At 32.1% G+C, this 19877-nt stretch carries 18 protein-coding genes and 1 riboswitch; of the genes, 13 read left to right on the top strand and 5 right to left on the bottom strand.

Annotation, left to right across the window (positions count from 1 at the left end; translation table 11 throughout):
- Positions 1-16: 16 nt before the first annotated feature.
- The 6 genes from secA (at position 17) to CIW83_RS17485 (ending at position 9072) form a co-directional block, all read left to right on the top strand.
- A complete protein-coding gene (gene secA, locus CIW83_RS17465; protein WP_094903590.1) occupies positions 17-2755 on the top strand; it encodes a preprotein translocase subunit SecA in 2739 nt (912 codons plus the stop codon).
- Between the two features lie 112 nt (positions 2756-2867).
- Positions 2868-3975, top strand: a protein-coding gene (prfB, locus tag CIW83_RS17470) for a peptide chain release factor 2 (protein ID WP_255374505.1) whose coding sequence is annotated in 2 segments (ribosomal slippage) — positions 2868-2942 and positions 2944-3975 — 1107 coding nt in all. Because the reading frame shifts where the segments join, the coding sequence is not laid out codon by codon here.
- 472 nt (positions 3976-4447) lie between these two features.
- Positions 4448-6547, top strand: coding sequence for a Tex family protein (locus CIW83_RS17475; RefSeq protein ID WP_094903636.1), 2100 nt, complete (start codon positions 4448-4450; stop codon positions 6545-6547).
- 138 nt (positions 6548-6685) lie between these two features.
- Complete coding sequence (locus CIW83_RS17480) at positions 6686-7843, top strand: amidohydrolase (protein WP_094903592.1); 1158 nt, start codon at positions 6686-6688, stop codon at positions 7841-7843.
- Positions 7844-7951: 108 nt separating this feature from the next.
- Positions 7952-8095, top strand: coding sequence for a hypothetical protein (locus CIW83_RS23950; protein ID WP_235601398.1), 144 nt, complete (start codon positions 7952-7954; stop codon positions 8093-8095).
- A gap of 53 nt (positions 8096-8148) precedes the next feature.
- Positions 8149-9072 carry an ATP-NAD kinase family protein gene (locus CIW83_RS17485; protein WP_235601399.1) on the top strand — a complete coding sequence of 308 codons (924 nt, stop codon included), beginning with the start codon at positions 8149-8151 and terminating at the stop codon, positions 9070-9072.
- Between the two features lie 66 nt (positions 9073-9138).
- Here the strand turns inward: CIW83_RS17485 and CIW83_RS24510 are convergent, their stop codons facing one another.
- The 4 genes from CIW83_RS24510 to CIW83_RS17500 form a co-directional block, all read right to left on the bottom strand.
- The gene (locus CIW83_RS24510) at positions 9139-9984 is read right to left on the bottom strand and encodes an NAD(P)/FAD-dependent oxidoreductase (protein WP_201259999.1); all 846 of its coding nucleotides are present in this window, start codon (positions 9982-9984) and stop codon (positions 9139-9141) included.
- A 23-nt stretch (positions 9985-10007) separates the two neighbouring features.
- Positions 10008-10838 (bottom strand): FAD-dependent oxidoreductase, encoded by an 831-nt coding sequence (locus CIW83_RS23275; protein ID WP_201260000.1) that lies wholly within the window; start codon positions 10836-10838, stop codon positions 10008-10010.
- Positions 10839-10858: 20 nt separating this feature from the next.
- Entirely contained in the window at positions 10859-11212 is a 354-nt protein-coding gene (locus tag CIW83_RS17495) for a carboxymuconolactone decarboxylase family protein (protein ID WP_094903594.1), read from the bottom strand.
- Between the two features lie 77 nt (positions 11213-11289).
- Complete coding sequence (locus CIW83_RS17500; protein WP_094903596.1) at positions 11290-11721, bottom strand: MarR family winged helix-turn-helix transcriptional regulator; 432 nt, start codon at positions 11719-11721, stop codon at positions 11290-11292.
- A gap of 127 nt (positions 11722-11848) precedes the next feature.
- Positions 11849-11968: riboswitch (FMN riboswitch) on the top strand.
- A gap of 144 nt (positions 11969-12112) precedes the next feature.
- On the opposite strand from CIW83_RS17500, the gene CIW83_RS17505 reads away from it, so the two are divergent.
- The 5 genes from CIW83_RS17505 to CIW83_RS17525 all read left to right on the top strand — a co-directional run bounded on the left by CIW83_RS17505 (position 12113) and on the right by CIW83_RS17525 (position 15645).
- Complete coding sequence (locus CIW83_RS17505; RefSeq protein ID WP_094903598.1) at positions 12113-12721, top strand: ECF transporter S component; 609 nt, start codon at positions 12113-12115, stop codon at positions 12719-12721.
- 176 nt (positions 12722-12897) lie between these two features.
- Entirely contained in the window at positions 12898-13230 is a 333-nt protein-coding gene (locus CIW83_RS17510) for a PadR family transcriptional regulator (protein WP_094903600.1), read from the top strand.
- A complete protein-coding gene (locus CIW83_RS17515) occupies positions 13230-14015 on the top strand; it encodes a hypothetical protein (protein WP_094903602.1) in 786 nt (261 codons plus the stop codon). Before CIW83_RS17510 ends, CIW83_RS17515 begins: the two co-directional genes overlap by 1 nt.
- A 17-nt stretch (positions 14016-14032) precedes the next feature.
- Entirely contained in the window at positions 14033-14722 is a 690-nt protein-coding gene (locus tag CIW83_RS17520; RefSeq protein WP_158220166.1) for an SGNH/GDSL hydrolase family protein, read from the top strand.
- Positions 14723-14757: 35 nt separating this feature from the next.
- The gene (locus CIW83_RS17525; RefSeq protein WP_094903606.1) at positions 14758-15645 is read left to right on the top strand and encodes a DegV family protein; all 888 of its coding nucleotides are present in this window, start codon (positions 14758-14760) and stop codon (positions 15643-15645) included.
- A gap of 77 nt (positions 15646-15722) precedes the next feature.
- Here CIW83_RS17525 and recQ read toward each other — a convergent pair whose 3' ends face one another.
- Positions 15723-17879 carry a DNA helicase RecQ gene (gene recQ, locus CIW83_RS17530; protein WP_094903608.1) on the bottom strand — a complete coding sequence of 719 codons (2157 nt, stop codon included), beginning with the start codon at positions 17877-17879 and terminating at the stop codon, positions 15723-15725.
- Positions 17880-18044: 165 nt separating this feature from the next.
- On the opposite strand from recQ, the gene CIW83_RS17535 reads away from it, so the two are divergent.
- The gene (locus tag CIW83_RS17535) at positions 18045-18716 is read left to right on the top strand and encodes a response regulator transcription factor (RefSeq protein ID WP_158220167.1); all 672 of its coding nucleotides are present in this window, start codon (positions 18045-18047) and stop codon (positions 18714-18716) included.
- Between the two features lie 16 nt (positions 18717-18732).
- Positions 18733-19770: a sensor histidine kinase KdpD gene (locus CIW83_RS17540; RefSeq protein WP_094903612.1), complete on the top strand. Its 1038-nt coding sequence runs from the start codon at positions 18733-18735 to the stop codon at positions 19768-19770.
- Positions 19771-19877: the final 107 nt, after the last annotated feature.

A 19877-nucleotide genomic window follows, 5' to 3' on the forward strand; every position in this document is an offset into this window, starting at 1 on the left:
AAAGGTGTGGTTTGGAATGGCGAGCCTATTTGAAAAATTATTTGGTACCTATAGCGATAGGGAATTAAAAAAGATTACACCTCTAGTAGATAAAATAGAATCACTAGATGGAGAGATGCAAAAATTAACAGATCAACAGTTAAAAGAAAAGACATTAGAATTTAAGAATAGATTAAATCAAAATGAAACCCTTGATGATATTTTACCAGAGGCTTTTGCAGTAGTGAGAGAGGCATCATATAGAGTACTTGGTATAAAACATTTTAGAGTTCAATTAATTGGTGGAATAATACTTCATCAAGGTAGAATCTCAGAGATGAAAACAGGAGAAGGTAAAACTTTAATGGCTACCTTACCAGCATATTTAAATGCCCTAACAGGTAAAGGTGTTCATATAGTTACAGTAAATGATTACTTAGCCAAAAGAGATAAAGAATGGATGGGTAAGGTATATGAATTTTTAGGTCTTACAGTTGGATGTATTGTTCATGGTATAAGTAATCAAGAAAGAAAGGCTGCTTATAATTACGATATTACCTATGGTACAAATAATGAATTTGGTTTTGATTATCTTAGAGATAATATGGTTATCTATAAAGAGGACATGGTTCAAAGACCGCTTTATTTTGCCATAGTTGACGAAGTGGATAGTATACTAGTAGATGAGGCTAGAACCCCTCTTATTATTTCAGGAACAGGAGACAAATCTACAAAGCTTTATGAAATGGCTGATAGCTTTGCAAGAACATTGACTAGTAGAATAATGGATCCTGGCGAAGAAAAGATGGATCCATTTAATAGAGAAATTAAAGAAGAAACTGTAGATTATGTAATAGACGAAAAAGCTAAGTCATGCTCTATTACTGAAAAGGGTACTGCAAAGGCAGAATCTTTCTTTGGTATTGAGAATTTATCTGATATAGAAAATATGGAAATAGCTCATCATGTTAATCAGGCTTTAAAAGCTAGATCTATAATGAAGAGAGATATTGATTATGTAGTGAAAGATGGAGAAGTAATTATTGTAGATGAATTTACTGGAAGACTTATGTATGGTAGAAGATATAGTGATGGACTTCATCAAGCGATAGAAGCTAAGGAAAAATTAAATGTAAAGAGTGAGTCCAAGACTCTGGCAACTATTACATTCCAAAATTATTTTAGAATGTATACTAAACTTTCTGGTATGACTGGTACTGCTAAAACAGAAGAAGCTGAGTTTAGAGAAATATATGATATGGACGTAGTTGAAATACCTACAAATAAACCTGTAATAAGACAGGATTTAGCAGATGTTATTTATCGTAGTGAAGAAGCTAAGTTTAGAGCTGTAGTAAGAGAGATCAAGGAGAAACATGCAACAGGTCAGCCTATATTAGTAGGTACTATTACTATTGAAAGATCAGAGTTGCTTTCCAAAATGCTAAAAAAAGAAGGTATTCCTCATGAAGTATTAAATGCAAAGCATCATGACAGAGAGGCAGAGATAGTAGCTCAAGCCGGTAGATTCGGTTCGGTTACTATAGCTACCAATATGGCTGGTAGAGGTACAGATATAGTCCTTGGAGGTAATCCTGAATTCCTTGCAAAGCAAGAGATGAGAAAGAAAGGATTTACAGATGAAATCTTATCTTTAGTAGATAGTTTCTATGATACGGATAATGAAGAAGTTCTAGCAGCAAGAAAGACTTATCAAGAATTACATGATAAATATAAAGTAGAAACTGATGCAGAAAATAAAAAGGTATTAGAAGCTGGTGGACTTCACATAATTGGTACAGAAAGACATGAGTCAAGACGTATAGATAATCAGCTTAGAGGACGTGCTGGCAGACAGGGAGACCCTGGTTCTTCAAGGTTTTACATATCCTTAGAAGATGATTTGATGAGATTATTTGGTGGAGAAAGAATAATTAATCTAATAGATGGTTTAAAAATGCCAGAAGATGAGCCTTTGGAACATTCAATGCTTACAAAATCCATAGAAAATGCCCAAAAGAAGGTAGAGGGAAACAACTTTGGTATTAGAAAGCATGTATTAAAATATGATGATGTTATGAATAAACAAAGAGAAGTTATCTATGGAGAAAGAAGAAAAGTATTAGAGGGAGAAGATTTAAGATCTCATATCCAGGAGATGGCTAAATCTCTAGTAATGGATAATATTGAAATATATACTAGACAGAGTAAATATCCAGAGGAGTGGGATCTAGAGGGATTAGAAAATTATGTAATGAATCTTTTCGATATCAATAAAAAATTCTTATCTTTCACAGATATAGAAAGTATTACAAAAGAAGCATTAATAGATAAAATAATTGAAAAGGCTGAAGAAAAATATAAAGCTAAGGAATTAGATTTTGGTGAAGAAAGATTTAGAGAAGTAGAAAGAGTAGTTTTGCTTCAAGTAGTAGATAGTAAATGGATGGATCATATAGATGCTATGGATCAGTTAAGACAAGGAATTGGTCTTAGAGCATATGGGCAAGAGGACCCTGTTCGTGCATATCAGAATGAAGGATTTGATATGTTTAATGAAATGACCCATAGTATTTGGGAAGATACTGTAAGATTCCTCTATCAAGTAGAAAATCCTGAAAAGGTTCAAAGAAAGAAAGTAGCAGAACCTGTATCTACCAATGCAGATGAAATAAGCAAAACTATTGTAAATAAAGAGAAAAAAGTAGGAAGAAATGATCCTTGTCCATGTGGCAGTGGAAAGAAATATAAGAAATGCTGTGGACAGAATGAGTAGTTAATAGTGAATAACTAATAGTGAATAGTTAAAAGACAAAAGACCCTAAACATCTACTAAAAACTTTTCACTATTCACTTTTCACTATTAACTAAAAAAATGGGGTGATATATTGCAGGATATTTATTTAGATAAAGAAAAACTTAATGAAATAAAAGAGACTGTTGAAGAATTGGGTGTTTCACTTTGACATCCAAGGACTTAGGGATAAGGTTATTGATTTAGAGCAGCAATCCTATGAAGAGGATTTTTGGAAAGAGATAGATAAAGCCCAAAAAACCATGCAGGAAATTAAGTCCTTGAAAAATCAAGTTAAAGAGTATGATGATTTGATAGAAGCAATAGAGGATTTAGAAACGTTAATAGATTTAGTCCTTGAAGAAGAAGCTTATGATATGTATAAGGAAATAGAAACAGGACTTAAGGAATTGTCCATAAAGGCAGATGAATTCAAATTAAGTACCCTATTATCCGGTGAGTTTGATAAGAATAATGCGATTCTTTCGATACACTCTGGAGCAGGAGGATTGGAAGCTCAAGATTGGGCTGAAATGCTCTTAAGGTTATATAGAAGATGGGCAGAGCAAAAAGGATTTCAAGTTGAAACCTTGGATCTTTTAGCAGATACTGAGGGTGGTATAAAATCTGTTACATTACTTATAAAGGGATATAATGCATATGGATATTTAAAATCTGAAAAAGGAGTTCATAGATTAGTAAGAATATCTCCATTTGACTCTGCTGGAAAGAGGCATACATCCTTTGCTAGTATAGATGTATATCCAGAGTTAGATGATGAAGTAAATATTGAGATTAATCCTTCAGATTTAAAAATAGATACTTATAGATCTGGTGGTGCTGGAGGTCAGCACGTAAATACAACAGACTCCGCGGTGAGAATTACACATATTCCCACGGGTATCATAGTTCAATGTCAAAATGAAAGATCTCAAATCAGTAATAGGCACACTGCTTTAAATATGCTAAAGGCTAAGTTAGTACAATTAAAAGAAGAAGAGCAAAAAGAAAAAATAGAAGACCTTCAGGGCAGCTATAATCAAATAGGCTGGGGATCACAAATAAGGTCTTATGTATTCCACCCATATAGTATGGTGAAAGATCATAGAACCAATGCAGAAGTTGGAGATGTATATGGTGTAATGGATGGAGATATTGATATTTTCATAAATGAATATTTAAAACAAAAAGCCCTTTCATAAAAAGGGCTTTTTAATCGTAAAGTATCAAACATTAATTTAACTTTGGGATTTAAGACTTTGCTTGTTATTAAAGCTTTTTTATAGTAAAAGAGGAATTTTTGATTTTACGTCGAATAATTAATAATAGGAAAGTTCGTTTATGACCTAACCCAGTGAACGTAGATCCTATCGGACACCACTAAATTAAGCCCTATGGGGTAAATAGAGGTTGTGAACTGTAGGTAGGTCAAACGCAACACTTGCTACGCTCACTAACGTTCGCTTCGCTGTTCGTTTTGTCTACAATTGGCTAGTACTTATTGGACAAAAAGGCAACGAATAGAATTTATCATTGGGAGTGTCCGTTAGGACCAAATCTATGCGAACTTGAGAGCCCTTACAGGACTACTGAATTATATCCTGCGGAGCAAAGCAAGGTTGCAAATAAATTTGTGTTTCGAGACTGCGATAATTAAGTGGAGGGAAGATGAATATGGATATTTTAAAAGTGCTTGTTGATGAGTTTAAATTAAAACCTTATCAAGTAAAAAATACAGTGGAATTATTAGATGAATGTAATACTATACCATTTATAGCCAGATATAGGAAGGAACAGACAGGAGAGTTACAAGACGTTGTTATAAGAGATTTATCAAATAGGTTAACTTATTTAAGAAACCTAGAGGCAAGAAAAGAGGAAGTTATAAGGCTTATTGATGAGCAGGGAAAACTTACTGATGAACTGAGAAAAGAAATTATAGATTCAGAAACACTCCAAAGAATTGATGATTTATACAGACCATTTAGACCAAAGAGAAGAACTAGAGCTACTATTGCAAAGGAAAAAGGCTTGGAGCCTCTTGCAGAAATCATATTTACTCAATCCTTAGATAAGGAAGAATTTAAAAATAGAATAATTAGCTTTATAGATGAAGAAAAGGGAGTAAATAACGAAGAAGAAGCTTTAGCTGGTGCTATGGATATTATTGCTGAAATAGTATCTGATGATCCGGATAATAGGGAAATCATTAAGAAAATTATTAATGATAAGGGGATTTTAGTAGTAGAAGGAGTAGACAAGGAAGAAAAAACTGTATATGAGATGTATTATGATTATAAAGAGCCTGTAAAAGCCATAGCAAATCATAGAATATTAGCTATAAATAGAGGAGAAAAGGATAAAAAGTTAAAGGTTGCATTAAATATAGATGGTGTTGATTTAATAGAGTTACTAGGAGATAGACTGATAAAAGATAAAAGCAAAGATACTGCAATTTACATACAAAGAGCGGTGGATGATGGCTATAAGAGACTACTCTTTCCTTCAATAGAGAGAGAAATAAGAAATAACTTAACAGAAAGAGCTGAAGAGGAAGCTATAAAGGTTTTTGCAATAAACTTAAAACCGTTATTGCTTCAGCCGCCAATTAAAGGAAAAACCGTAATGGCAATAGATCCTGGATTTAGAACTGGATGTAAGGTTGCCGTAGTTGATGAAACAGGCAAAATGCTAGATTATATTACAGTGTATCCTACAGAGCCTCAAAATAAGATAGAGGAAACAAAGATTAAGTTAAAAGCGTTAATCCAAGAGTATAGTGTAGACATAATATCCATTGGAAATGGTACAGCATCTAGAGAAACTGAAATGGTAGTAGCTGAAATGTTAAAGGAAGTAAACAGAGAAGTCTCCTATATAATAGTTAGTGAAGCAGGAGCATCAATATATTCTGCATCAGAAGTAGGAATAAAAGAATTTCCAGATTTAGACGTATCCATTAGAGGAGCTGTATCTATTGGAAGAAGGCTGCAAGATCCTATGGCAGAATTGGTGAAAATTGAACCAAGACATATTGGTGTAGGACAATATCAGCATGATTTAAACCAAGGGAAACTTGATGAAGCTCTTACAGGAGTTGTAGAGGATTGTGTAAATAGTGTAGGAGTAGATTTAAATACTGCATCTCCATCTCTATTAAAATATGTAGCTGGAGTATCTACTAGAGTTGCAAATAGTTTAGTTAAAGCTAGAGAAGAAATGGGTAAGTTTACCAGCAGGAAAGAACTTCTCAAGGTAAAGGGATTAGGAGAAAAGACTTTTGTCCAATGTGCAGGATTCTTGCGTATCCCTGGAGGTGATAATCCTTTAGATAATACAGGAGTTCATCCAGAATCCTATGAGGTAGCAGAAAAGCTACTTAAGATGGATTACTCTAAAGGAGAAATAGAAAAGATATCAGAGGAATTAGATATTGGGATTCCAACCCTTGAGGATATAATCAAAGAACTTGAAAAGCCAGGGAGAGACCCTAGAGATGAGATGCCGAAACCTATTTTGAGGCAAGATGTTCTTAAAATAGAAGATTTGAAGAAAGATATGGTACTAAGTGGTACTGTAAGAAATGTAGTAGACTTTGGTGCCTTTGTGGATATAGGAGTAAAAGAAGACGGCTTAGTTCATATATCCCAACTTTCTAATAGATTTATTAAGCATCCTAAGGAAGTTGTTAAAGTAGGGGATATAGTTAAAGTTAGAATAGTGGAAGTAGATATGGAAAGAGGAAGAATCGCTTTAAGTATGAAGGAAGCTTAGGCAATTAACAGTTTACAATTCATAATTCATAATTATAGGGAGCGAGTTTTGCTCGCCCGTAAATAATCATTGAATAATCAGAATATAAAATATATAATATTATTTAGGGTAACGAAATAAAAATAAGGGGGAATTTTAGTGATATTTATTAAAAATGGTACAATATACACTATGGCAGGAGATGTAATAGAAAATGGTTCAATACTTATAAAAGAGGGTAAGATAGTAGAAGTAGGGAAAGATATAATTGCCCCGCTAGATGCAGAGGTAATTGATGCTGAAGGTAGAATGGTAACTCCAGGATTTATCGATGCTCATTGTCATTTAGGAATGTGGGAAGAAAGTATAGGATTTGAAGGTGACGATGGAAATGAAATGACAGATCCTATAACACCTCAGTTAAGGGCAATCGATAGTATCAATCCTATGGATATTTCATTTGAAGAAGCATACCAAGGTGGAGTAACTACTGCTATAACTGGTCCAGGTAGTGCAAATGTAATAGGTGGTACTTTTGTAGCTATAAAGACTTATGGAAATAGAGTAGATGATATGATAATAAAAGACCCAGTGGCTATGAAGATAGCTTTTGGTGAAAATCCAAAAAGAGTATATAATGCTCAAAGCAAATCTCCTATGACTAGAATGGCTACAGCTGCAATACTTAGAGATACTCTATTTAAGGCAAAGACTTATCTGGAAAAGAAAGAAAGAGCAGAAGAACCTTCAAAAATGCCTGATTATGATATGAAGATGGAAGCTCTAATACCAGTTCTTAAGAAGGAAATTCCTTTAAAGGCTCATGCTCATAGGGCTGATGATATATTTACAGCTATTAGAATAGCTAAAGAATTCGATGTAGATATTACACTAGACCACTGTACAGAAGGTCATTTAATAGCTGACCAACTAGCTAAGGAAGGAAAACCTGCTATAGTAGGACCAACATTTGGTAATAGATCTAAATTTGAATTAAAAAACAAATCTTTTGATACTCCTAGAATATTAAACGAAGCAGGAGTTAAATTTGCAATAATTACAGATTCTCCAGTAATACCTTTACAGCATCTGCCATTATGTGCAGGACTTGCTCACAATGCAGGACTTCCTGAAATGGAAGCATTAAAAGCTATTACAATAAATGCTGCTGAGATAGTAGGGTTACAAGATAGAATAGGAAGTATTGAAGTAGGTAAAGATGCAGATATTGCTATATTTGATGGAAATCCATTAAAAGACATAGACTGTAAAACCTTTGCTACAATAATTAATGGAGAAGTAGTTTATAAAAGATAGTGAATAGTGAATAACTAAGAGTGAATAGTTGAAAATACAAAGCGTTTTAATCTTTTTAACTATTCACTTTTCACTATTAGCTATTCACTGCATTTTGGAGGTGTTTATATGAAGCTAGGATTTATAGTTAATCCTATTGCAGGTATGGGAGGCAGAGTAGGATTAAAGGGGACAGATGGACCTGAAGTTCTAGAAAAGGCTAGAACCCTTGGAGCAGTACCAGAATCTCCAGATAAGCCAAAAAGGCATTAAAGGTTCTATTACCTCTTAAAGATGAACTGGAGATATACACCTATCCAGGAAATATGGGTGAAGAAGAGGCAAATGACATAGGATTCGAACCAATAGTATTAGAAACTGAAAAGAATAATTTTAGTCCTAAGGACACAGAGGAAGCTGCAAAAAAGATGGTTGAGAAAGGAGTAGATTTAATACTATTTGCTGGCGGAGATGGTACTGCTAGAAATATTTATTCTGCCATTGGTACAGGGGTGCCAGTTGTAGGAATACCGGCAGGAGTTAAAATTCACTCCGGAGTTTATGCAAACCACCCAAAGGCGGCAGGAGAAATTGCTTTTAAATATCTTCAAGATGAACATATGGAGACAATAGAAGCTGAAGTAATGGATATAGATGAAGATGCTTTTAGAGAAGGTGTGGTAACGGCAAGACTATATGGATATATGAGAATCCCGCTAGAACCAAAATTAATTCAAACAACTAAATCAGGCGGTGGATTAGGGTCAGAAGAAGAGGCTCTAAATGGAATTGCTGATAGAATTATCGAGGAAATGGAAGAAGAACCAGATACTTTCTTTATAATAGGTTCTGGAACATCAACTCGACCTATTATGGAAAATCTAGATTTACCTAATACTTTATTAGGGATAGATATAGTAAAAAATAAGGAATTGATAGCTTCTGATGTAAATGAAAAGCAGATTCTAGATATAATCAGCGGATATAAGGCTAAAATAGTTGTAACTGTTATAGGTGGTCAGGGTTATATCTTTGGAAGAGGTAATCAGCAAATTAGTGCAGAGGTTATCAAAAGAGTAGGGAAAGAAAATATCCGAATAGTAGCACCTAAGAATAAAATTTTAGCTCTGGAGGGTAGACCACTTCTGGTTGATACAGGAAATGAAGAGGTAAATAGTATGTTCAATGGATATATGAAGGTTATAAATACCTATTATGCTGAGTCTATAGAAAAGGTAGAAGGATTATAGCTATGAAAAAAGGCCCTAAATTGGAATACAAATTTCATTTAGGGCCTTTTTATTTTTAGAAGCTAATTAATTGTGTATACATATTCCGCTTGAGTCCAGTAGAGCTTCAAATATGGCTTCTGAGGTAGTTGGGTGAGGATGGATTGTTTTAGTTAAATCCTCTACCTTAAGTTTATTAGTCATTGCTATAGATATTTCATTGATTAAATCTGTAGCATTTGGACCTACTATAGAAGCACCAAGTATTTCCTTAGTGGATTTATCAACAATAATTTTTACGAAGCCTTCTGAAACTCCTAATGTTAAAGCCTTTCCATTGGAGGCAATAGGGAATTTTCCTATCTCTATATCCATATTATTATCTAGGGCATATTTTTCACTAATTCCTACACTTGCGATTTCAGGATCTGTAAATATAGCACTTGGCACAACATTATAATTCATATTATCTTTTATACCCATTATATTATTAGCAGCTACAACACCCTGAGTAGAAGCTATGTGAGCCAATTGTATTGTTCCAGTAGCATCTCCGACAGCAAAGATATTTGGAATACTTGTCATCATTTTTTCATTAACCTTTATACCACGTCTATTATCATTTAATTCCATATCTAATTTATCGATACCAAGGTTATCTAAATATGGTTGTCTGCCTATTGATATCAGCACTTTATCTGTGGTTAAATATTTTTTATTTCCATTATTAGTAAAGGTAATAATACATCTTCCCTTCTCGTCCTGAATAATTTCTTCTACCTTAGAACCAGTATATATACTGATTCCTTTATTTTCAGCAATTTCTTCTATTTCTTGAGATACATCCTCATCTAGACCGGGTAAAAGTCTATCCATGAATTCCACTACAGATACTTTTGTACCAAAGGTATTGAAGATAAATGAGAACTCCATTCCTATTACTCCACCGCCGATTACTACCATTCCTTTGGAAGTTCATTTATTTCCATTATTTCCGTACTGCCTAATACATTATCTAAGTCAATTCCCGGTATCGGTAATTTACTCGTAGTTGAGCCTGTTGCAATAATTATATATTCTGCTTTTATTGTAGTTTCTAGATATTTGGTTTTTACAAATACAGTATTCTTATCTAAGATTTCACCAGAGCCTTTAACAAATTTAATATTGTTTTTTTCCAATAAATGACTAATTCCTTCTCCTAATTGAGTAATAACTTGATTTTTTCTGGAGATTACCTCATTAATATCTAGACTATAATTTTCAACCTTGCAGCCATAGTTGTGAGATTCCTTAATATTTTTAAAGACATCTGCAGATTTTACCAAAGACTTTGTAGGTATACATCCTCTGTTTAGGCATGTTCCCCCTATGCTATCTTTTTCAACAAGGATTACATCTGCCCCTAATTGAGCCAGCCTAATAGCAGCCACATAACCACCGGGACCTGAACCTATTATAGCTACTTTAGCATCTAGCTTTTCTTCTTTAGGCTTTATTAAACCTTTAAAATAGTCAAAGGAAGGTTCTTCTTTCTTTTCAATCTGAACTTCTTCTCCATCTACTACTGCCAAAATATCTCCTAATTTTAGATTTGCTCCTAATTTTACTTTTATATCTTTAATAACTCCCTTTACATTCACATCTAAATCCATTGTTGTTTTATTTACTTCTATTGCAAGTAAAGGAGTATTTGGGTCTATGCTATCTCCAGGTTTTTTATAAATCTTAGTAACCTTACCCTTCTTAATTCCATTTAAGCCTTCAAACTTGACTTCGAGAATCATTTTACTTCCTCCCAATCCTATTATTTGAAATCGTTTTCAAATTCATCTATGCTGGCTTTAAGTAAGGTTGAAGAGTATGCCATAGAAGGACCTCCACCGAAAGCTACTGCCACCATAGCGGCCTCCATAATTTCCTCTCTAGTAGCACCGCTTTCTAATGCCTTATAAACATGGAAGGCTATACAGTATTCACAACGATTATAAGCACCAATTGCAACACTTATTAATTCCTTTGTTTTAGTATCAAGGGCGCCGTCTTCATAAGTAGTGCCTAATAAATTCATGAATGCACCTAAATGCTTTTCATTACTAATACCTACATCTTGTAAACCGTTAATAAACTCATTTAAATAATCTCTTGGACCTTTGGACATTTAAATTCCTCCTTATATTATACTTGCTATACTAATACTTAGTATAGCAAGTATAATATAATAGGTCAACAAAATTTTCACAATTTTTGACCTATATTTAATAAGATTTTTTCTATTACCTTCAAAAATATTTGAATTTCCTCTTCTGAAATATCCATAGTGAAAGTATCTGCCATCTTTTGGCCTTCTGGTAATAGTTCCTCCCTATAATGTTTACCTTTATCTGTCAACGAAATGATAGTTATTCTTCTATCATTTTTATCCTTAGTTCTAAGAATATAATCTTCCTTTTCCATTCTATCTATTAATCTGGCAACTGTGGATTCCTTTATATCCATTAAATCTCCTAATTCCTTTTGATTGATTCCATCGTATTTACCCAAATAATAAAGGGCTATCCATTGGACCCTGGTTATGCCTAATTTCATCAATCTATCATTGAATTCATCTGCCATTTTTTTAGCTGCTTTATTGGTAATAAAAGAAATACATGCATCTAAATCAAACAATATAAACACTCTCCTATCTATATATATTATAACCTATGATTAAGGTTTTGTGAAAGAGGGGAGTATTATATTTTGAGGATGCTTAATACTTGACAATAGATATATGGAGATTTATAATTAAATTAAGATATATCTTCAGGGGGAGGTGTAAGTCCTCACCGGCGGTAAAGCCCGCGAGCCGATAAATTCGGTTGACTTGGTTAGATTCCAAGGCCGACAGTTACAGTCTGGATGGAAGAAGATGTAGTAGACTTAAATTATTTTGATTAGTCTATTTTTGGACCCCGGAGATTTTCTTCGGGATTTTTTTATGACCTAACACAGTGAGCAAATAGATTTGAGTTGCAAAACTGCGATAATCCCGAGAAAATAAAACTTTTGGAGGGATTTTATGTACACATTAAGTAAAGAGACATGGAATACTAAAACCATGGTAAAGATTTCTGTGCTTGGAGTAATTTCTTTTATTCTTATGTTTTTTGAAATTCCAATGCCATTTTTAGCGCCAACATTTATGAAGATTGACATTAGTGACTTACCATCTTTAATTGGTTCCTTTGCCATAGGACCTATGGCAGGAGTAATAATTCAACTTTTAAAGAATGTATTAAATGTTTTAATCGAAGGAAGCACGACTGGTGGAGTAGGAGAATTGGCTAATTTTGTAGTAGGTTCTGCATTTGCTTATACAGCAGGGTTTGTATATTATAAGAAGAAGACCTTTGGAAGAGCTGTAGTAGGGCTATTATTAGGAACTGTAATCATGACTATAGTTATTACCCTTGCAAACTACTTTATAATGTTTCCTCTATATGCAAAGCTAATGGGGCAGGATATACAAGTATTTGTAGATATGGGTACTGCAATAAACAAAAATATAACAGATTTAAAAACCATGATGCTAATTTCAGTAGTACCTTTTAATCTACTAAAAGGTGTTATGATAACAGCATTAACATTATTAATATATAAAAGAGTATCGCCTATACTTCATAAATAAAAAATTGATAGAGAACATTCTCTATCAATTTTTTATTTAAACTTCTTATCAATGAATGCTAGGTTAGCAATTTTTTGAAGATAAGAGCACATTTCAAGTGAGGATTATATATATTGACATGTATTGGCAATAGGGTTACAATATATCTAACCTGATTAGGTATCGGAGGAGATAAATTGAGTTATTCAAGCGAGGTTTTGAGAGGAAATACAGAAACTATCATTTTAGCCATTCTTATGGAGAATGATTCATATGGTTATGAAATTATGAAAACTATTATAGAGCGCGGAAAAGGATTAATAGATATTAAAGATGCTACAGTCTATACTGCTTTCAAACGTATGGAAAAAGATAAATTGATTACAAGTTATTGGGGAAACGAAGAAAGCGGTGCAAGGCGAAAATATTATAGAATTACCCCCCAAGGTAGGGAAATATATATTCAGAAAGTCAATGAATGGAAGGAAATAACTATTATTATGAATAATTTGATTGGGAGTGGGCTATAATGGAGGAAAAATTAAAAAGATATATAAATAGGAAGTTTCTGCTATACCCTAAAACAAAGGAGATTCTGGAAGTTCGTGATGAGTTATACTCCATAATGCTAGATAAATATAATGATTGTTTAAATATGGGGATTACACAGGAAGAGTCTTATAAGAGGGCAACTGAAATGATGGCTGATTATAAGGAAGCAATTAGAGAAGTAGAAAAAGGTAGTTCTCTTGGAGCATTGAAAAAAACCTTTGTTAATATAGGCTCATTTACTACATTTTATTTCATTATACTGACATTTATATATTTTTTTGTAAGCGTGATTATTTTAAAATCTTTTAATAAAACATGGCTAATTGTTGTAGGGGGTTCTTTTATATATTTAGTATATTTTTCAATAAGCTTATATGAATATGCTAAATTGTTTAGTTTCAAAGCACTCGGAAGATGGGGTATAGCATTTATCTATATTAGTTTAATACCATTAATCTATGTATTTCCATCATTATATTTATCTATAGTATATTCAAAAAATATATGGAACCGTAGTTGGCTAATAATTATAATTATAGTATTTTTCTACATAATAACAGATTATATAGTAAATAGAAAGCATATATCAATTGTAGAAAAAGATATTCGACTTTTTGCTTCAGGATTTATATTAACAACATTTTTATATTTATTCATATCAATGAAATTTAAGATTTGGAGTATTGCTTGGGTTCTATATGTGCTTTATTTATCATTGATATCAATTATATTCCACATTGGTAGAAATAAAAGAATGGATTAAAGGGAGAGATGCTAATTATGAGTCTTATAGATATTTGTGTTTTTGGAGATTCGATTGGCAAAGGCATAGTATTACAGTCTGAAACAAGTCGATATAAGGTAATTAAAATGAATTTAGAGAAAATATTTGGGTTGGAAGAAATAAATATTAGAAACTATTCTATGTTTGGATGCACTGTTTCAAAGGGTTTATCAAATATTAAGAGACATGCAACTGAAATTATGAAATATAAAAATGTCTTTTTAGAATTAGGCGGTAATGACTGTGACTTTAATTGGAAAGAAATAGCCGAGAATCCAGAAAAAGAACATTTTCCTAATACACCGATTATTGAATTTAGAAGATTATATGAGAGTTTAATTGGAGAAATACGTAATAACGGTGGGAGTCCAATAATGATTAATCTTCCACCTCTTGATCCTAAGAGATATTTTAATTGGATTTCTAAGGATTTAAATGAGAGAGGTATATTGCAATGGCTTGGTGATGTTAATATGATTTATAGGTGGCAAGAAATGTATAATGTAGAAGTTATGTTATTGGCTAATAAAATGGGTGTTCCAATAATTGATATACGTTCTGCATTTTTGAAATATAATAATTATAGTGATTTTTTATGCTCTGATGGTATTCATCCCAACGATGCTGGATATGAGCTAATTTATAAGACCATTGGAGAGCAGTATATGTTTACTATTGGTTATTAAAATTAATAATTATAATTATGGAAGGAGTGTTAAATATGTCTAAATTTGTTTTAACATGTTGTTCTACAGCAGATATGCCCTATGAATATTTTTTAAAAAGGGATATACCTTTTGCTTCTTTTCATTTCAACATGGACGGGAAAGAATATATAGATGATCTCGGTCAGACTATGTCTTTTGAAGAATTTTACAGTAAAATTGAGGGGGGAGCAATGCCTACTACCTCTCAGGTAAATGTAGGAGAGTTTATAGATCTTTTTGAACCTTTTCTTAAGGAGTCAAAAGATATTTTGCATATTTCTCTTTCTACAGGTTTATCAGGTGCTTATAATTCAGCATGTATGGCAAAGGAAGAATTATTATCCAGATATCCGGAACGGAAAATTATGATTGTTGACTCTCTGGGTGCTTCTTCAGGTTATGGATTACTTACTGATTTAGCTGCTGATATGAGAGATAGAGGTTCAAGTATTGAAGAGGTTTATGAATGGTTAGAGGGAAATAAATTAAATGTACATCATTGGTTTTTCTCTACTGATTTAACGCATTATAAACGTGGTGGTCGTATATCTGCTACATCTGCAGTTGTAGGGAATCTATTAAATATATGTCCTTTATTAAATATGAGCTATGATGGAAAGTTGATTTCCCGTGAAAAAATTCGTGGGAAGAAGCATGTAATTGCACAAATAGTGAAAAAAATGAAGAAACATGCAGAGAATGGGATAGAGTATTCAGGTAAATGTTTTATATCCAATTCTGCATGTTATGATGATGCACGTATGGTTGCTGATTTAATTGAAGAAAAGTTCCCTAATTTAAAGGGGAAGGTAATGATTAACAGTGTAGGTACCGTAATAGGTTCTCATACAGGCCCTGGCACAGTTGCTCTTTTCTTCTTAGGAGATAAGAGAATAGATTAATTTTAAACGATTATTCCTCCATGGATTAGTTAACATTTGCTATTATAGCATAGTATTAATCATATGGAGGATAATTATTATTTTAGTCCATTTTTAGCAATAACTACTTTTATGTCTTCATAAGTAAATTCTTCTGGTAATAATTCTTTTATTGGTTTTAACCTTTCAAATCCTATTCTATTTATTACTTCCAGTATCTTTTCCTCTTTTATAGGGGTGAGAAATCTTGACCAATTTACAGTTTGGCCTTGTTCTTCACATTTAGAAAGATGCTCAATAATAGTATTTATGGTAAAATTTCTTGTTTTTGATATTTCTTCTAAAGATAATCCTTCCTGATAACAATTGTAGGTTGATTTATACCTATCCACTAAATCCTCTCTTACTATTTTTTCATCTCGGGAAATGATTGAGGAAACTCCATTTTTTATACAGTAATCAGTGATTACCTTTAGAAAGACTTCACCATAGCTTTCATATTTCTTTAGGCCTAATCCTTTTATCATCATCATAGATTCCTTATCTTGAGGAAAAAGGGATGCCATTTCAATTAGTGTAGAATCATGGAATATCATAAATGGAGCTAATTTCTTATCTTGAGATAGAGAATATCGTACTGATTTTAATTCTTGGAATAATTCTTCATCGAAGTTTTCATTCATATCCTTTATTGATAATCCCTTTTTATCTTTAGATGATTTAATTTCTATTAAATGCTTCTTATGATATACTTTAACTTGTCCTCTTAAGACCTCTCCAGCAGTTTGGGATAATTTTAATACTGGAAATTTATCTGCTGTTACATAGATATATCCTCTAGAAACCAAGGTCATTATAATTTCTCTTAATGAGCCTTCACTATATTCCTTCATAATCCCATAGGTTGAAACATTATCTAGGCCAAACTCTATTATCCTCTTATTTTTTGAACCTCGAAGTACCTGAATTACTGTAGTCAGTCCATATCTTTCCTGGACCCTATATATACAGGACAGTATTTTTTGAGATTCTATGGTAATATCCACCATCTCAGACCTATCTAAACAATTTCCGCAATTTCCACAGCTTGACTCAGTTATCGTTTCCCCAAAATACTCCAATATACTATTTCTCAAACAGTTATTTGTATGACAGTAGTCAATTAGATATTGAAGATTTTGATATAATAAAGTTTCCCTTTCCATAGATATAGGATTGCTCTGTATCAATAATTTTTGCTTTACTATATCTGAAGGTGAATATAATAGGGTACAGCGACTGGGTTCTCCGTCACGGCCTGCACGTCCGGCTTCTTGATAGTATGCCTCCATATTTTGAGGCATATTATAATGGATTACAAATCTAACATCTGGCTTATCTATGCCCATACCAAAGGCATTGGTGGCTATTATTATCTGAACTCTATTAAATATAAAATCATCTTGATTTCTCTGGCGAATATTTGCATCCATTCCACCATGATATCCTATTACGGAAAAGCCTTCTTCACTTAGCTTCTCAGTTAATGATTCTACAGTTTTCCTTGTGGAGCAGTAGATGATCCCTGACTCATTTTGAAAGCTATTTCTTATATAATCTACTATATATGAATATTTATTGCTTACCTTTAGAACCTGATAATATAAATTTGGCCTATCAAATCCGATTATAGACTCTATAGGATTTTTAAGGGCTATCAAAGACTTGATTTCCCTAACTACTTCTTTGGTGGCTGTTGCCGTATAACAAGCGACTATAGGTCTATTATAAAAGGTTTTGATAAACCTTGGAATTTCTACATAGGATGGTCTAAAATCATGACCCCATTGGCTGATGCAATGAGCCTCATCAACTGCCACCATAGATACTTTGATGCTATTTACTAAATTAATAAAGGAGAAAGTATTTAAACGTTCCGGAGCTACATAGATTATTTTATATTTGCCTTCTTTTATTTCTTGTACTCTATAATTAAATTCATTATCATCTAAAGTACTGTTTATGAATGTGCCTGATATTCCGATCTCATTTAATGCATCTACTTGATCTTTCATCAGTGATATTAAGGGTGAAACAACTATTGTAACACCTTCCAGCAATATAGCCGGTAATTGATAACAAAGGGATTTTCCACCTCCTGTAGGCATTATACCTAGGACATCTCTTCCTGCTAAAATTCCTCTTATTAAATTTTCCTGACCCTCTTTAAACTCCGTATATCCAAAATAAGTTTTAAGAGCATTATAAATATCCAAATATACCACCTCATACATAATTTTATACTTTTATTCACCTAATATCAAGAATATAAGAGAAGATATAAAGGTGTTATCATATGCTATTTTTATGATATAATGTGTGTCGTAGGTCTGCATTTTGTGAAATTGATAATATTGATGAAATTACAGAGGAAGAGTTATATGGAAAAATCTAAAATTTTAGTGTTAGAAGACAATAAAATAATAAGAGAAGGAATTAAGGAGTATTTGGAAGAAAATAATTATATAGTCGAGGAAGTTACTACAATCGAAGAATTTTATAATAAATTTATTGATGATATAGATATATTTTTATTAGACATTAATCTTCCAGATGGAAATGCCTTTAATATTGTCCCTAAAATAAAAAAATTGAAAAAACCTATAATTTTTCTTACTGTTAGAGATGAAGAAGAAGATATAATAAATGGTCTAAAAATTGGAGGAGATGACTATATTACAAAACCTTTTAAACTAAGTATTTTAAAGGCGAGAATAGAAACTGTTTTAAGAAGATATAAAAATGAAAATGGTAGATTTATTTATTATGATAAAATGGTTTTAGATATTGAAGGAACGGCACTCTACATAGACGGTAACGAAGTAGAATTAAGACCTAAGGAATATTTATTATTAGAAACTTTCATGAAGAATATAGAAAAAACCTTGACCAGAGATTTTCTTATGGAAATTACTTGGGATAACTATGAAGAATTTGTTAATGACAATACTTTATCAGTCACTATTAAAAGATTAAGGGAAAAACTTGAAATCTACGGTAAAAATATTAAAACTATAAGAGGTTTAGGATACAAATTAGAGAGCTATAAATAGACTTAGGAGAATAAATATGAAAAACAAGAAAATATTTATAATTATATTTCTTACAAGCTTAATATTATTCTTTTTCTTATATAAAGTTATTGACGGAATATATTATAGAGAAGTTTCCGATTTAATTGATTTGGAGGTTTATGGATATGGCGGTTCTATGACCATTTATGGAGATAGATCTCTTGTATTAATATTAATAGTCTTATTTAGTATTATTACATCTTCTGTTTTTATTTATATTTATAATCAAAGGGAAAAAAACTTTTTAGAATATATAAAAATGATAAAATCAAAGTTAAGCTCCTTATCTAAAGGTGATTATTTCATATCTATAGATGAAGTAAATAGTCTTGGAGCATTATATGATGAGCTATATAAATTAGTTCTAGAATTGAGAGAGGGTAGAGAACTAGCTATAAGAGATAAGCTGAAGCTTAAAGAAAATTTAGAGGATATATCCCATCAATTAAAAACGCCTTTAGCATCTATAGAAATACTCATTGAATTATATAAAGAAAATAAAGATGAAAAACATCTTGATAAAATCGACTGTGAGATTTCTAAAATAAATTATTTAATATCTTCAATGCTTACCATTGCAAGACTGGATGTGAATCAAATAGAATTTAAGTCTGAAGAATTTTCTATTAGAGAGGCAATCAATGCTAGTATAGAAAGTTTGGAAGCCCAAATCCAAGAAAACTCCATAGAAATTTTAGCAGACGGAGAAGATTTCACAATAATTGGGGATTTTTATTGGATTGTGGAGGCCTTAATAAATATTGTTAAAAATAGTATTGAATATGGAAGATCTCAAATTCAGATTATGACTAGAAAAACCAATGTTTATTCAGAAATTATAATCAAAGATGATGGAGAAGGCTTTTCAAAGGAGGACCTAAATAAATTGTTTCAAAGATTTTATAAATCAAAAAATAGTGCAGCAGGAGCAGGTATAGGACTCAATCTTTCAAGAAATATATTGGAAAAACATAATGCTACAATCTTCGCTGAAAATGACAGGGGGGGAAAATTTACAATTAAATTTTATTAAAAGCCAGAAAAGAGCATATCTTTATTCATTATCTTTTCTGGCTTATTTTTATTTATATTCTGTCACTTAAATGTAAGATTCGTCGTATATACTTTAATTGAGGTGAT

The organism is Tissierella sp. P1 (assembly GCF_002266425.1).
In the GTDB taxonomy this organism is placed as follows: domain Bacteria; phylum Bacillota; class Clostridia; order Tissierellales; family Tissierellaceae; genus Tissierella; species Tissierella carlieri.

Excerpts from the sequence above, each read along its gene's own strand:
- secA (WP_094903590.1), top strand. The coding sequence starts at position 17 with ATGGCGAGCCTATTTGAAAAATTATTTGGTACCTATAGCGATAGGGAA.
- CIW83_RS17475 (WP_094903636.1), top strand. The coding sequence starts at position 4,448 with ATGGATATTTTAAAAGTGCTTGTTGATGAGTTTAAATTAAAACCTTAT.
- CIW83_RS23950 (WP_235601398.1), top strand. The coding sequence starts at position 7,952 with ATGAAGCTAGGATTTATAGTTAATCCTATTGCAGGTATGGGAGGCAGA.
- CIW83_RS17485 (WP_235601399.1), top strand. The coding sequence starts at position 8,149 with ATGGGTGAAGAAGAGGCAAATGACATAGGATTCGAACCAATAGTATTA.
- CIW83_RS24510 (WP_201259999.1), bottom strand. The coding sequence starts at position 9,984 with ATGGAGTTCTCATTTATCTTCAATACCTTTGGTACAAAAGTATCTGTA.
- CIW83_RS23275 (WP_201260000.1), bottom strand. The coding sequence starts at position 10,838 with ATGATTCTCGAAGTCAAGTTTGAAGGCTTAAATGGAATTAAGAAGGGT.
- CIW83_RS17495 (WP_094903594.1), bottom strand. The coding sequence starts at position 11,212 with ATGTCCAAAGGTCCAAGAGATTATTTAAATGAGTTTATTAACGGTTTA.
- CIW83_RS17505 (WP_094903598.1), top strand. The coding sequence starts at position 12,113 with ATGTACACATTAAGTAAAGAGACATGGAATACTAAAACCATGGTAAAG.
- CIW83_RS17515 (WP_094903602.1), top strand. The coding sequence starts at position 13,230 with ATGGAGGAAAAATTAAAAAGATATATAAATAGGAAGTTTCTGCTATAC.
- CIW83_RS17520 (WP_158220166.1), top strand. The coding sequence starts at position 14,033 with ATGAGTCTTATAGATATTTGTGTTTTTGGAGATTCGATTGGCAAAGGC.
- CIW83_RS17525 (WP_094903606.1), top strand. The coding sequence starts at position 14,758 with ATGTCTAAATTTGTTTTAACATGTTGTTCTACAGCAGATATGCCCTAT.
- CIW83_RS17535 (WP_158220167.1), top strand. The coding sequence starts at position 18,045 with ATGGAAAAATCTAAAATTTTAGTGTTAGAAGACAATAAAATAATAAGA.
- CIW83_RS17540 (WP_094903612.1), top strand. The coding sequence starts at position 18,733 with ATGAAAAACAAGAAAATATTTATAATTATATTTCTTACAAGCTTAATA.